Origin of the sequence: Rhodanobacter sp. C01, from assembly GCF_002001045.1 — a bacterium.
In the GTDB taxonomy this organism is placed as follows: domain Bacteria; phylum Pseudomonadota; class Gammaproteobacteria; order Xanthomonadales; family Rhodanobacteraceae; genus Rhodanobacter.
Window position 1 is genome coordinate 170,511 of the sequence record NZ_MUNR01000008.1, and the last position, 13,988, is coordinate 184,498.

Below are 13,988 nucleotides of genomic sequence, written 5' to 3' on the forward strand. Positions count from 1 at the left end.
AGCGGGCATCCTTCGATCTCACGTTCTGTTGGAGCTGCCCGTGTCCCGCGCATTCACCCGAGTCTCGCCCCTGCGTCAGCGCTTCCGCCCGCTCTGGTGGCTGGCGATCACCTTCGTGCTGATCTCCTTTGTCACCCGCGTGGCACTGCTGGTCATGTCCGGCCAGGAAATACCGCACACGCCACTGAACCTGCTGTACGCCTTCGGGGTGGGCCTGGGCTACGACCTGGTCACCTTCATCTACGTGGCATGGCCGATGGTGCTGATGCTGTGGCTGGTGCCGGCGCGGCGCGCGGTGATTTCCGGCCCCGGCCTGTGGTTGCTGTACCTGGTCGGCATGGCGCTGCTGTACGCGGCCTGCCTCGGCCTGGTGTTCCTGCTGTGGCACGTGCATGTGCACGAGTCGTGGCCGCTGATCGTGCTGTTCCTGTTCTTCCTGCCGATGCCGGCGCTGGCGTACTCGGCGCGCAGCGGCCAGTGGGCGATGTACGTGATGGGCCTCGTACTGCTGTACGGACTGTTCTTCGTGGCGGCATCCGAGCTGGTGTTCTGGAACGAGTTCAGCGTGCGCTTCAATTTCATCGCGGTGGATTATCTGGTCTATACCACCGAGGTGATCGGCAATATCCAGGAGTCCTATCCGATCGGGCGCTGGATGGGGCTGCTGATGGTGGCCGCCCTGGTGGTGTTCGTGCTGACCAAGCGCGGCCTGCGCACGCGTGATGAAGGCAGCCGTTTCTGGCAACGCAGCAAGCTGGCGCTGGTGTGGCTGGTGCTGACCGTGCTTTCGCTGTTCGCGGTCAACAGCGGCATGAAGGATCGCACCGGCAACAGCTACGTCGACGAGCTGGCCGGCAACGGCATCTACCAGTTCTTCGCCGCGTTCCGCAGCAGCCATCTCGATTACGCGAAGTTCTACCAGACCCTGCCGGAAGATCGGGCGTTCGCCATTCTGCGCGACAACCTGAAGGCACCGAACGCGAGCTTCGTCAGCGACGACCCCAAGGATCTCACCCGCGCGATCACCCACGTCGGGCCGGAGAAGCATCTCAATGTGGTGCTGATCAGCGTGGAAAGCCTGTCCGGCGATTACCTGGGCACGTTCGGCAACAAGGAAAACCTCACGCCGTATCTCGACTCGCTGGTCAGCCAAAGCGTGTTCTTCGACAACATGTACGCGAACGGCACGCGCACCGTGCGCGGACTGGAAGCGCTGTCGCTGTCGGTGCCGCCGACGCCGGGTGACTCGCTGATCCGCGAGCACAACAATGAAAACCTGTTCTCGATCGCCGACATCTTCAACGATCGCGGCTACCAGTCGGACTTCGTCTACGGTGGCTACGGCTACTTCGACAACATGAATTACTTCTTCAGCCACAACGGCTACAAAACGGTGGATCGTGGCGACATCCCGAAGGACGCGGTGATCCACAGCCAGAACGTGTGGGGTGTCTCCGACGAGGATCTGTACACGCTGGCGTTGAAGCAGATGGATGACGCGCAGGCCGCCGGCAAGCCGTTCTTCCTGCACATCATGACCACCTCGAACCATCGGCCGTATACCTACCCGGCCGGCCGGGTGTCGCAGATCGCGCCGTCACGTCCCGGCGCGGTGGCGTACACCGACTGGTCGATCAAGGACTTCATCCAGCGCGCGCGCAGCAAGCCGTATTTCGACAACACCGTGTTCGTGATCACCGCCGACCACTGCGCCTCCAGTGCCGGCAAGACTGCCATCCCGATCAACCATTACCATATCCCGCTGTGGATCTATTCACCGAAGAACTTCCCGCCGCAGCGTGTGCACACCTTGATGGGCCAGTTGGACATCCCGCCGACCCTGCTCGGCATGCTCAACTTCAGCTATCGCACGCGCTTCTTCGGCCAGGACGTGTTCCAGCTGCCAACAGGCGGCGGCCATGCCCTGCCCGGCACCTACGAGAAGCTCGGCTACCTGCGTGACAACGTGCTCACCGTGCTGGAACCACGCCGCAAGCTGGAGCAGTTCACGCCCGATTACACCACCGGGGATGCCACGCCGATCCAGCCGGTGAACCAGGCGATGGTCGATCAGGCGATCGCCTACTACCAGGTCTCCAGCGACCTGTTCAAACGTGGTCAGTTGGTGCGCCGCCCCAGCGACGCGACGCCGGTGCAGCCATTGCCGCTGCCGGCGCCTGCCGCGTCGGTACCGGCATCCGCCACTTCGGCACCAGCACCTAGGGGCTCGACAGCAGCGCCGGCAACGGCCGGCACAGCGGCAATCGCGCACTGAGCGAGTCTCTACCCGATGTCGTCAGCCGACGGCATCGGGTTACCAAGGACAGCTACAACCGGCCACCTTGGTCAGCAGCGAGCAGTTCCGCCGGAAGCGGCAACACGTCTAGGCCGCGGGCCAGCAACATCGCCTGGAAGCGTTCGCCCATCTGGTCGGGCAGCATCAAACGCTTCACCTGCTGCGCCAGCCGGTAACGGCTGTGCTCGTCGGCGATCTTCGCCTGCTCGCATTCGAAGATGTCCTGCAAGCCGGCACCGATCAGAAACTGCGCCTGCGGCAGATACGCGGCCACGCCGAAGCCCGCACTGTTGCCTGCTTCGGCCAGCGCGGTGAAATCGACCGAGGCGGTGAGGTCGTTCAGACCCGGCAGGTACAGTGGGTCGTTGTGTGCGTGATGACGGTAATGCGCCATCAAGGTGCCATCGTCGCGCTCGGGCAGATAGAACTCGCGGCGCACGTAACCGTAGTCGACGAACAGCATCAGGCCAGCGACCAGCGAACCGGCTATCGCCTGAATCCAGTACGGCAGCTGCGGCAGGATTTCCGAGCGGTAGCCCTCGCTGAAGTCGCTGCCGAGGTCGCGCTCGACATGACGCACCGCGCCGGCCACCAGCGCATCAGCCGGGCGATCGACGCGCATCAAACGACCTTCGCCATCCAGCGCCACATACTCCTCGTAGACCTCGCCGGCGCGCATCGCGAAGCGCGTGGCCGGCAACGCATCGATCACCTCGTTGGCAAACAGCACACCGCGCCAGTCCTGCTCGGGCGGGCGATCCAGCCATTGCACGCGGGCGTTGAGCTCGGCCGGGAGATTCGCGCGCAGGCGCTCGCGCTGACGTTCGCGCAGGTCGGCGCTGGGTTCGAGAATCAGGTACTGCCGCGGCAGCATGCCGCCAGCCGCCAGCGCCTTGAGCGCCACCTCGGCGAACGCGCCACTGCCGCCGCCAAGCTCCAGAAAATCCGCGTCGTCGCCCAGCATCGCCAGTACCGGCTGCACCGCATTGATCACGCAGCGCGCGAACAATTCGCCCAGTTCCGGCGCGGTGACGAAATCACCGGCTGCACCAAACTTGGTCTTGCCCGCGCTGTAGTAGCCGAGTCCCGGTGCGTACAGGCAACGCTCCATGTATTGCGAAAAAGGCAATGGCCCGTGCGAGGCGATCTGTTCGCGCAGCAACTGCAACAGGTGGTCGGAATGTGCGCGTTCGTCAGCGCTCGGTTCGGGGAGTTGCGATCGCATGGGTCTTGCCGGCAGCAAAAAATCGCCGCAAGCATAGCGGAAGGGACGCATCACGCGTCCCTCGCCGTGTTCCCGCAGAAGCGAACCGTGTTTCGATCAGAAATCTTTCTGCAGGCTCAGGTACAGGCCGCGGCGCGGGCCGTACTGCGGCGCGCCGACGCCGATGCCGGTGCCGTCACGCAGCTCGTAGGTGCGGTCCAATGCATTGATCAGCGCCAGTTGCGTGTGAAGCTGGCCGAAATGATCGAACGTGAAGTCGTGCGAGACGTTGAGGTTGAGCTGGAAGTAGTCCGGCAAGGTGCCACCGTTCGGCACGGTACCGTCCTTGCGCAGGCCGGTACCGAACAGGTAGTCGGCGCCCAGCTTGGTGGTATCGCCCAGCGCGTAATTGAAGCCGCCGGACGAGGTGTATTTCTGGTCGTGGTCGAGGTAGATGTAGTTGTTGGCGATGTAGGCCAGATCTTCCGGACTGAAATTGTACTGGCTGGTCATCACGTCCTTGCCCATCGCCTTGGTGTAGGAGAAGTTGAAATAGGCCGAGAACGGACCAGAGGTGTAGTTCGCCGTGAACTCGGCGCCACCGACACGGCCGTACTTGTAGTTGAAGGTGGAGTACACGAGTGCCGCGCCGAACTGGCCTTCGTCCTGCAGACGGCTCACCTTGCGGTAGTAGGTGTCCAGGCCCAGCGTCCAGTCGCTGCCGATGTTCTGCGAGACGCCGGCATCGAAGTAATTCGAGCGCTCGGCCAGCGGCGTGTTGTCGCCATAGTTCTTCACCGCGTTGGTGGTGCCGGCAAACGCAGCGAGATCCGTGGTGGAAATCAGCTCAGTGGCAGGCGGCGTGAAGTAGCGCGAGTAGCCGGCGTGCACGGTGGTGGTGCTGGTTGCCTGCCACACCATGCCCAGGCGCGGGCTCAACTGGCTGGCGGTGGTATTGAACGCCTGGTACTGGTCGCCGCGCAGGCCATAGTTCACCGTCCAGTTCTGGCCGATGTTCCACTCATCCTGCACATAGGCCGACCAGGTCCTGGCGGTGATCTGATCGCCGGTGAAGATGTTGAACGGCACCGTGCTGGCCTGAGTGCCGTCCGGATTGGCCGGGAACACCAGCGAATTAGTGTTCGTGGCAGCCTGGTCGAAAGAACCATAGAGACCGTAGCGCAAAGTATGGTTCTCGCCCCACGGCATCGAGAAGTCCGCCTGCAAGGTGCTGGCGCGATCGCTCTGGTTGATCGCGCCGGCGACACCGTTGAACATCAGGTCGCCGATGTCGTCCGGCAGGTATTGCAGGCCACTGAAGCGCTGGCCCAGCGAGACCTGGTAGTCGGTACTGCCGAACTTGCCCTGCAGCGCCAGCACGCCGAAGCGGGTCTGCTCGTTCTGGCGCTCGTCCAGGTTGGCGGAGTTGAAGTCGACCGTGTCCAGATAGCCGAACTGCGGTGTCTGATCCGGGTTGTTGGGGATCTGGAAGCGGTTGTTGGCCATGCCGAACAGGAAGCTCAGGCGCGTGTCGCTGTCGATCAGGTAACTGATGTCGCCAAACGCCTTGGTCTGGTTGGTGTGATCGTGGATCGGCGTGCGGCTGGCCGTCGGGTTCTCGATGCCGACATCGTTCTGCGTGTAGTTCGCCGTGAAGAACGCGCTCCACGGGCCGCTGCTGCCCCACAGCGAAACGTTGGGATTGAACGTGCCGAACGAACCGGCGGTCACGCCGACGCTGCCGCCATTGCCCAGTGCGCTGCCGCTCTTGGTGGTGATGTCGACCACCGCCGCGGTGCGCAGACCGTACTGTGCCGGCAGCGCGCCATCGAGCAGGCTGACACTCTGGATCGTGCGCGCGTCCAGGCTCTGGCCAAAGCCCGAGATCGACTCGGGAATGATCACGCCGTCGATGCGGTACTGCAGGTTGGCGTGGTCGCCGCGCACGTGCAGGCCGCCGTAGGAATCCTGCACCACGCCCGGCGCCTGCAACAGCACCTGGTTCATCGGCGTGGAGGCGCCCAGCGGCAAGGCCTGGATCGCCTTCTGGTCGATCACGTACTGGCTGCTGCCGGTATCCGGCGACAACGCGTTGCGCGCCTTGTCCAGCTTGGCCGACACCTCGATGGTGCTGAGATCCTTGGTCGTGGGCTGTGGGTTGCCGGTACCGTTATCCGCCGGCTCGTCCATGGCAGCAGTGGCCGTGGTCGCCGAGGGGGACGTATCGGTGGCATGAACGGCGGTCGTGGCCAGCGCAACGGCAAGACTCAGTGCAAGCAGGGAGGGTTTCATCATGAATTCCAGCAGGGACAAGAGAGGAATGGTCTATTTCGTAATGTTATAACATTACCAAGCATTCGTCTCGCCCACCTGCGCCAGAAGTCATGCCTGCAGACGTGGCATACCGGGGACCAGTTGTCGCCGGCCATTGAGTCCGGCTTCACACCGCTCCTCTAGACTGCGGACATACGCCTATTCACGGCGCGATCCTCTTACGGAGCCCCGCATGGCCAAGCACAGTGAGAACGTTCCGGCCGTCATCGCACCGGCCGATCACAACCGGGTGACCCAGGCCATCCTCGATTTCGTCAGCCGGGTGCCGGACAGCAAGGTCGGCAGCAGCAAGGATCCCGCCACCGAGGCGCGCCGGCTGGCCCAGCGCGCGGCCCAGCGCGCAGCACTCACCGCCGGTTCGCTGGCACTGCCGCCGGGACCGCTGGGCTGGCTGACCCTGCTGCCGGAGCTGATCGCGATCTGGAAGATCCAGGGCCAGATGGTCAGCGACATCGCCGCCGCCTACGGCCGCAATCACACCTTGGGCCGCGAACAGATGCTGTGGTGCCTGTTCCGGCATACCGCCGCGCAGGCCTTCCGCGACCTGGTCGTGCAGATGGGTGACCGCCTGGTATTCCGCCGCATGTCCTACACCGTCGCGCAACGCGTGGCCAAGCAGGTCGGCGTCAAGCTCACCCAGCGCACGGTGAGCGAAGGCCTGTCGCGCTGGCTGCCGGTGATCGGCGCGCTCGGCGTCGGCGCCTATGCGTATTACGACACCGGGCAAGTCGCCAGTACCGCGATTGCCCTGTTCAGCGGCGATGTCGTGATGACCGACGAGGGCAACGAAGAGGCCGCGGAAACCGTCAAACCGGTACCACGCAAAAAGGCTTCCACAGTGCGCCGCGCGATGGACAAACTGGTCGACAAAGCGATGACCGGCGCCGCGCGCAAGGTCGCCAGTGCTGCACGCAAGGCCGCCAGCAGGAAACCGCGCTCGCCGAAGGCGGACTGATCGCCTGCCAGCGGATGACGCACCGCATGCTTTGCGGCAAGCTGTCCGCTGGATTGCCGCAGGAGCCGATGCATGAAGCCACACCATGAGCGACCCGTCGCGCTGATCACCGGTACGGGGCGGCGTGTGGGCGCGGTGATCGCACGCACGCTGCACGCGGCTGGCTACGACCTGGCGCTGCACTACCGCCACTCCGTCGATGACGCTCGCACCCTGGCTGATGAACTGGAACAGAAGCGCACTGGCAGCACGTTGCTTTTGCAAGCCGAACTGGCCGACATCCCTGCTCTACCCGCGTTGATCGAGCAACTATTGGCGCATTACGGCCGGCTCGATGCGCTGGTCAACAATGCCTCTGCGTTCTATCCCACACCACTGGGCACGGCGACGCCAACGCAATGGAAGGAGTTGTTCGCCTCCAACGCGCAGGCACCGTTCTTCCTCTGCCAGGCGGCGATTCCCGCACTGCGCGAAGCACGCGGCGGCATCGTCAACCTGCTGGACATCTACGCCGAGCGTCCTTTGGCGCAGCACACGCTGTACTGCATGGCGAAGGCTGCACAGGCCGCGATGACGCGCTCGCTGGCACTGGAACTGGGCCCCGAGATACGCGTCAACGGTGTGGCTCCAGGCGCTGTGCTGTGGCCCAGCGACGGCAAACCCTATGCCGACCAGCAGGCGATGCTGGCGCGCACGCCATTGCAACGGGTCGGCACACCGGACGATGTCGCAGGCGCGGTGCTGTGGCTGCTGCGTGACGCGCCGTTCGTTACCGGCCAGACCATCCGCGTGGACGGCGGCCGCACGCTTTCCGTATGAGTGACCATCCCCGTACGCAAGGACGGTCACGGCATCACGCTTATTTCTGCTTGCTGCGGAAGGCCTGCTCCAGCAAGGCCGGATCGAAACCCACACTGGCTTCACCAGACTCCACGTAGCGATACAGCGCAGCGGCATAAATGCCGTGCAGGGAAGACTGGACCAGCCCGAGCAGGATGAAGCCAAGCACCACCACAACCACGGCAAACACGATCGCCACGATGGATTGCGATGCGACCGCGCCACCGATCAGCACGGCAGCCACCAGCGCGGCCAGCAACATCAGCAGGCTGAACACCACGCCGATGCCGCCATTGCCGATCAGGTTCTCGCCCCAGCTGCGCTTGAGCAGTTCCACGCTGCGCTTGACCGCATCCACCGGCCCCACGTCCTGGCTGGCCAGGATCGGCACCACCAGAAACGTCGCCACCGTCCAGGCCAACCCAAGGAACCCGATCACCAGCCGTCCGATCAGGCCGAGCCGTTCCTGGACCATCCGCAGTACCAGACCAACGGTGGCCGCAATCAGCGCATAACCGAAGATGTGCGGCAGCCGCGCACGTGCCAGCGCAAAACCCGCCGCCACGCTGGTAGGCTCACCACGCAGATGCATCAGCGCCACGCCGGTCAGTGCGGTCTGGAAGAAGATGATCACGAAGTACTGCACCAGATAGAACGCGAACATCAGCAGATACGCACCCAACGACATGCGCTGATGGAAATCCTGCCCGACATGTTCGCCACCGATCGCCATCACTGCGACCGGGATCAGGAAACTCGCGGCCACCAGCAGCGTGCACAGCCCCGACAGCATCGGAAACACCAGCAATGACTTGTCAGAGCGCAATACCGTCGCGCTCGCCTTCATCAAGGCCCAACTGCGTGCAAATTTTCCAGCCATGTACGTCGCCCCCGCGTCCGTGGATTGTGAAGGTGCCTTTCTAACACCAGTCATCAACGCGCGACAGTGCGGACACTCAGTCCGGCAACGACTCGACAATCAGTGGCTCGTGTTCCGCCGGAAACGCCGCCCACAGCTCGGTCATGCTGAGGCCGCTCAGCGGATGCCGGAACGTCGGCGCGATATCCGCGATCGGTCGCAGCACGAAGGCGTGCCTCAGCTCCTTGCGCGGAATCTGCAGATGCCCCGGTCCGTCGAGCACGAGTGCGCCATAGAACACGATGTCGATATCCAGCGTGCGGTCGGAATAGCGTGGTACATCCCGACGGCGACCGTGACGATCCTCCAGCGCATGCAACCAGTCGTTCAGCGCTTCGGGCGACAAGTCGGTATCCAGTCCCACCGCCAGATTGATGAAATCCGCGCCGTCGAAACCCACCGACTTGCTACGATACGCCGGCGATACCGAGATCGCGCCGAAGCGATCACGCAACGCAGTGATAGCCGCAGGCAGGTAGCGTCGCGGTTCGAGGTTGGAGCCCAGACTCAGGTAAACCTGCGCCATCAGTCCGGCCGCGTGCCGCGTTCGATCCGCACGCCGACCGCCTTCGCGCCGCGCACCGCACCGGGCTTGGACAGCTTCAGCCGCACCCAGCTGACCCCGAACTCCTCGCGAATGATAGCCACGCAACGCTCGGCCAGCGTCTCGACCAGACCGAAGCTCGATTCGCTCACATAGCCGATCAGGCGCTTGGAGACGTCCTTGTAGTTCAACGTGAGCGCGATGTCGTCGCCGGCTGCCGGAACCGTATTGTCGAACGCCATCTCGATATCGAACGACAGCGTCTGGCGTATGCGGCGCTCCCAGTCGTAGATGCCGATGACGGTTTCGATGCGCAGGTCTTCGATGAAAACGATATCCATGAGGCTGATCACTCGGGCTGTAACTGCACAGGGTCGACGGACTGGCACGCGGATGCAAGTCTTAGGGTCATGTGACGGCAATCACGCGGCACGCATAGATGGACGCCCCATTGCATTCAATGCTCAAACGCGTCTTGTCGAATCAATCAAACGCTAAGGTGAGCTTGCATCACTCGGCTGCGAGTTTCTTGCAAAGACTGGACCCATCAATAACCATGAGGTCCTGCTGTCACAAAATCCGGCACCACCACGGCAAAGTGAAGAAACCCTGATCTCCGGTGCTGCAGTCGTGCCCGCAAATACATAATGCACCGCCATGGCGTATTCCGAATCCATATCGGCAAATAACCACCATTCACGAACTATTCCTTGATTGTCGCGAATGGGGAAATTCTGGATTTTTCCACTCGGACTAAACCCTATCGGTTCGCGCAAGGCTGTCGATACAGCCAGCAGGGCATCATCAACCGAGGAATATGGTATTGCGTGAATGTCCAGTACAGAGCGCGCATGTATGTAGTTCGCTGGCCAATCCTTTGGCACCAGCCATTTGTCCACACTGAAGTTGACTGGGATGCGCGCGTAGCCCGACACCGCTAATCCATTCTTGCGCCCTGGAATGAAGTGCCACTGGCGCACTGCATTGATTGCAGCGTCATCAAGCTCGGGGTAGGCCGCATATTTATCGACCCTTGCATGTGCCACCTGACCGTCTGACTTCACCAATACCATTACAACAACGGTGCCCTGGATGCCGTAAATGGTATCAAATCCCGGGTACACCGGCTGAACCCGAGTACTCATGTCATAGGTTATGGCTCGGGTTGTCGGTTGCGTTTGCACCTGCTGTGTCATGGAAACAACTACCGGCTTGGCCGTATTGCTTACGGTATTCGTCGCGCAGTCAGATAGTGCCAACGCACTCATAACAGCCACGATCAGATTACGCATTGATCCCCCTTGATCAAATATTCACATAAGAGCATTGATTAACGTCGAACGAACAGGCACTAGCGAGCCCCGGACCGACCCTTTTTCCCGCAAGGTGTCGTGCGATGATATTGCATGACCGCCTTCAGCTCGCTCCCGCTCAAACCCGCCCTGCTCACCAGCATCGAGACGCTCGGCTACGCCACGATGACGCCGGTGCAGGCGCAGAGCCTGCCGCCGATGCTGGCAGGGCGTGACGTGATCGCGCAGGCGCAGACCGGCAGCGGCAAGACCGCGGCGTTCGGGCTGAGCCTGCTGCAGTCGCTGGATGTCGACACGATCCGGCTGCAGGCGCTGGTGCTGTGCCCGACCCGCGAGCTGGCCGACCAGGTCAGCAAGGCGATCCGCAAGCTCGCAGCGAACATCCCCAATGTGAAGCTGCTGACCCTGTGCGGCGGCATGCCGCTGGGGCCGCAGCTGGCCTCGCTCACGCACGATCCGCACATCGTGGTGGGCACGCCCGGTCGTGTGCAGGAGCATCTGAAGCGGGAAAGCCTGCACGGCGGCGGCATCAAGGTGCTGGTGCTGGACGAGGCCGACCGCATGCTCGATATGGGTTTCAGCGAGGCGATCGACGACATCGTCGGGCGCATCGCGAAACATCACCAGACGCTGCTGTTCTCGGCGACGTATCCGGACGAGATCCGCGCGGTGAGCCAGCGCGTGCAGAAGAATCCGGTCGTGGTCACGGTGGAGGCGCCAATCGAAGCTAAATCGGCGATCGAGCAGCAGTTCATCGAAGTGGAGCCGGCACAGAAGCCCGATGCGCTGGCCCAGTTGCTGAGCAGCGAACGCGGCGAGCACGCACTGGTGTTCTGCAATATGCGCCGCGAAGTGGACGCGGTGGCGCAGGAACTCGACCGCCGCGGCTTTTCGGCGCTGGCCCTGCATGGCGACATGGAGCAGCGTGATCGCGACGAAGTGCTGGTGCGCTTCGCCAACCGCAGCTGCGCGGTCCTGGTCGCCACCGACGTGGCCGCGCGCGGCCTCGACATCGCCGCATTGCCGCTGGTGGTGAGTTACGACATCGCGCACGACCCGGAGACGCATACGCACCGGATCGGCCGCACCGGCCGGGCCGGACAATCGGGCCTGGCGATCACGCTGTGCTCGTCGCGCGAGCGGTCGAAGGCCGCCAACATCGAGGAGTTGAGCGGCACGCCGTTGCCGTGGCGCCCGCTGAAGATCGCGCCGCAACGTGGCAAGACCCTGCACCTCGCGCCAATGAAGACCGTGGTGATCGACGCCGGTCGGCAGGACAAACTGCGCCCCGGTGACATCCTTGGCGCACTCACCGGCGACGCCGGACTGGAGGCCAAGGACATCGGCAAGATCGACGTGTTCGCCACCCGCGCCTACGTGGCGATCAGCCGCGCACTGGCGAACAAGGCGCTTGAGCGACTGCGCGCCGGCAAGATCAAGGGGCGCAACTTCCGCGTGCGCCCGCTAGGCTGACGCCGACCCGCTTTCCGCACATGTCGCCAGGGACTTCCATGTCAGACGATGAGAGGACACCGCAGCCTGATGCGCCGACGGTCATGATCGACTCACCCCGCCGGCAGGACATGGATGCGCTGGTCGAGCTCATCAACCAACACCATCACGCTGAGGCCGAGGCGCTGGCTCGCAGCCTGCTCGTCCGCTTTCCGGACAGCGGTTTCATCTGGAAGGCGCTGGGCGCATCGCTCAAACCGCAGGGCCGCATCGCCGACGCCGCAGTCGCCCAGCAACGAGCCGTCGCGCTGTTGCCGGGCGATGCCGGCGCGCATTTCAACCTGGGCAACAGCCTGATGGCATTGGGACGCCACGCCGATGCCGCCGACAGCTACCGGCATGCCACCATGCTCAAGCCGGACTCCGCCGAAGCCCACTGCAACCTTGGCCATGCGCTAGGCGCGCAGGAGCGACTGGCGGATGCCGCGAACAGCTACCGGAATGCATTGGCACTGCGCCCGGATTTCATCGAAGCACGCGCCACGCTAGGCCATATCCTGATGGCGATCGACCAAGCCAGTGAGGCCGAAACACATTTCCTGCGCGTGCTGGCGACACGACCGGACGACGCACAGGTGCACAACAGCCTGGGCATCGTGTATCGCAGTCAGGGGCGCATGGCAGAGGCGGAGGCCTGCCATCGCCGCGCGCTGGCGATCACCCCGGACTCCGCCGAGACACATGGCAATCTCGGCAATGTGCTGCACGAGCAGGGACGCATCGACGAAGCGGAGGCCAGCTATCGTCAGGCGCTCGCGCTCAATGGCGAACTGGCCGAAGCGCATTTCAATCTCGGCAACATCCTGCGTCACCGGCACCGGCAACTCGACGCCGAGCGCAGCTACCGACATGCGCTGGCGATCGAGCCAGCTCACCTGATGGCGCTCAACAACCTCGGCCTGTGCCTGAAGAAACAGGGCCGGCTGGAGGAAGCCAGCCAGTGTTTCGAGGCCGCGATAGCTATCAAGCCGGATTTCCTACAATCGCATTGCAACCTGGCGCCATTCAGGACGTATGCGTCCGACGACGCCCACCTCAACCTGTTCGAAGGCCAGCAACACCAGCTCCCGGCGTTGCCATTGAACGGGCGCATCAGCTACTGGTTCGCGCTGGGCAAGATGCGCGAGGATGCCGGCCGTTACGACGATGCGTTTGCCGCCTACGCGGAAGGCAATCGCCTCCAACAGGCGCAATTTCCGCACGACGAGGCACGCGAGGTCGCGCTGGTCGAGCGCCTGCAATCGGTGTTCAGCACGACCTTCTTCGCAAACCGGTCACGGACGAGCCATGCCGGCAAGGCACCGATCTTCATCGTCGGCATGCCGCGTTCGGGTACCACGCTGATCGAACAGATCCTGTCCACGCATCCGGGTATCTATGGCGCCGGCGAATTGACCGACCTGGACGAGGTAATTCACTCGCTCGACGCAAAATCAGGCGAACGCACAAGCGTCTATCCGGAGGTCGTCACCACGCTGTCGGCCGATGAATTCCACCGCCTCGGCGAAGCGTACGCGGAGCGCGCATGGCGACTGGCGCCGGAAGCCGAACGCATCACCGACAAGTTGCCGGCCAACTACCTGCACGTGGGCATGATCCACCTGATGCTGCCGCAGGCGAAGATCATCCATGCCATGCGCGACCCGATGGACTCGTGCTTCTCGTGCTACGCGCGCCTGTTCGAGGGCAATCATCTCGATTTCACCTATGACCTCGGCACCGTCGGTCGTTACTACCTGCGCTACATCCAGCTGATGCGGCACTGGCATCGCGTGCTACCGGCCGGCACCATGCTGGACCTGCGTTACGAAGACATGGTTGCCGATACCGAGGGCCAGGCGCGGCGCCTGCTCGATTATCTCGGGCTGCCCTGGGACGAACGCTGCCTCGACTTCCACCGGAACAAACGCGTTGTCAGGACCGCCAGCATCGCCCAGGTGCGCAAGCCGATTTACCGATCGTCGATTGCACGCTGGAAGCACTTCGAGGCACAGCTGGCGCCTCTGCTGGATATCGTGCGGGACTATCGATGAGTACGTGCAAAATATCCTTTCCTCCACTCTCACCAAGC

General features: G+C 63.2%; 11 protein-coding genes. 5 read left to right on the plus strand and 6 right to left on the minus strand.

Annotated features, from left to right (window positions below):
- Positions 1–40 precede the first annotated feature (40 nt).
- Positions 41–2,275, plus strand: coding sequence for an LTA synthase family protein (locus B0E50_RS05350; protein ID WP_254427184.1), 2,235 nt, complete (start codon positions 41–43; stop codon positions 2,273–2,275).
- Between the two features lie 52 nt (positions 2,276–2,327).
- On the opposite strand, the gene B0E50_RS05355 is transcribed toward B0E50_RS05350, so the two are convergent.
- Together B0E50_RS05355 and B0E50_RS05360 are read right to left on the minus strand one after the other, a co-directional pair.
- Complete coding sequence (locus B0E50_RS05355; RefSeq protein ID WP_077440154.1) at positions 2,328–3,521, minus strand: SAM-dependent methyltransferase; 1,194 nt, start codon at positions 3,519–3,521, stop codon at positions 2,328–2,330.
- A gap of 96 nt (positions 3,522–3,617) precedes the next feature.
- Positions 3,618–5,792 (minus strand): TonB-dependent receptor, encoded by a 2,175-nt coding sequence (locus B0E50_RS05360; protein ID WP_077440289.1) that lies wholly within the window; start codon positions 5,790–5,792, stop codon positions 3,618–3,620.
- A gap of 214 nt (positions 5,793–6,006) precedes the next feature.
- On the opposite strand from B0E50_RS05360, the gene B0E50_RS05365 reads away from it, so the two are divergent.
- Complete coding sequence (locus B0E50_RS05365) at positions 6,007–6,789, plus strand: hypothetical protein (protein WP_077440155.1); 783 nt, start codon at positions 6,007–6,009, stop codon at positions 6,787–6,789.
- A gap of 72 nt (positions 6,790–6,861) precedes the next feature.
- Positions 6,862–7,608 (plus strand): pteridine reductase, encoded by a 747-nt coding sequence (locus B0E50_RS05370; protein WP_077440156.1) that lies wholly within the window; start codon positions 6,862–6,864, stop codon positions 7,606–7,608.
- A gap of 40 nt (positions 7,609–7,648) precedes the next feature.
- Here the strand turns inward: B0E50_RS05370 and B0E50_RS05375 are convergent, their stop codons facing one another.
- The 4 genes from B0E50_RS05375 to B0E50_RS05390 form a co-directional block, all read right to left on the minus strand.
- Positions 7,649–8,509: a DUF6159 family protein gene (locus tag B0E50_RS05375; RefSeq protein ID WP_077440157.1), complete on the minus strand. Its 861-nt coding sequence runs from the start codon at positions 8,507–8,509 to the stop codon at positions 7,649–7,651.
- A gap of 76 nt (positions 8,510–8,585) precedes the next feature.
- Positions 8,586–9,074, minus strand: a complete 489-nt coding sequence (gene folK / locus B0E50_RS05380) for a 2-amino-4-hydroxy-6-hydroxymethyldihydropteridine diphosphokinase (protein WP_077440158.1) — start codon at positions 9,072–9,074, stop codon at positions 8,586–8,588.
- Positions 9,074–9,433, minus strand: a complete 360-nt coding sequence (gene folB / locus B0E50_RS05385) for a dihydroneopterin aldolase (protein ID WP_077440159.1) — start codon at positions 9,431–9,433, stop codon at positions 9,074–9,076. Before folB ends, folK begins: the two co-directional genes overlap by 1 nt.
- A gap of 153 nt (positions 9,434–9,586) precedes the next feature.
- Positions 9,587–10,384 (minus strand): energy transducer TonB, encoded by a 798-nt coding sequence (locus B0E50_RS05390; RefSeq protein WP_077440160.1) that lies wholly within the window; start codon positions 10,382–10,384, stop codon positions 9,587–9,589.
- 114 nt (positions 10,385–10,498) lie between these two features.
- On the opposite strand from B0E50_RS05390, the gene dbpA reads away from it, so the two are divergent.
- Positions 10,499–11,878 carry an ATP-dependent RNA helicase DbpA gene (dbpA, locus tag B0E50_RS05395; RefSeq protein WP_077440161.1) on the plus strand — a complete coding sequence of 460 codons (1,380 nt, stop codon included), beginning with the start codon at positions 10,499–10,501 and terminating at the stop codon, positions 11,876–11,878.
- A gap of 83 nt (positions 11,879–11,961) precedes the next feature.
- Complete coding sequence (locus tag B0E50_RS05400; protein ID WP_168170815.1) at positions 11,962–13,950, plus strand: tetratricopeptide repeat-containing sulfotransferase family protein; 1,989 nt, start codon at positions 11,962–11,964, stop codon at positions 13,948–13,950.
- The last annotated feature ends 38 nt before the right edge of the window (positions 13,951–13,988 follow it).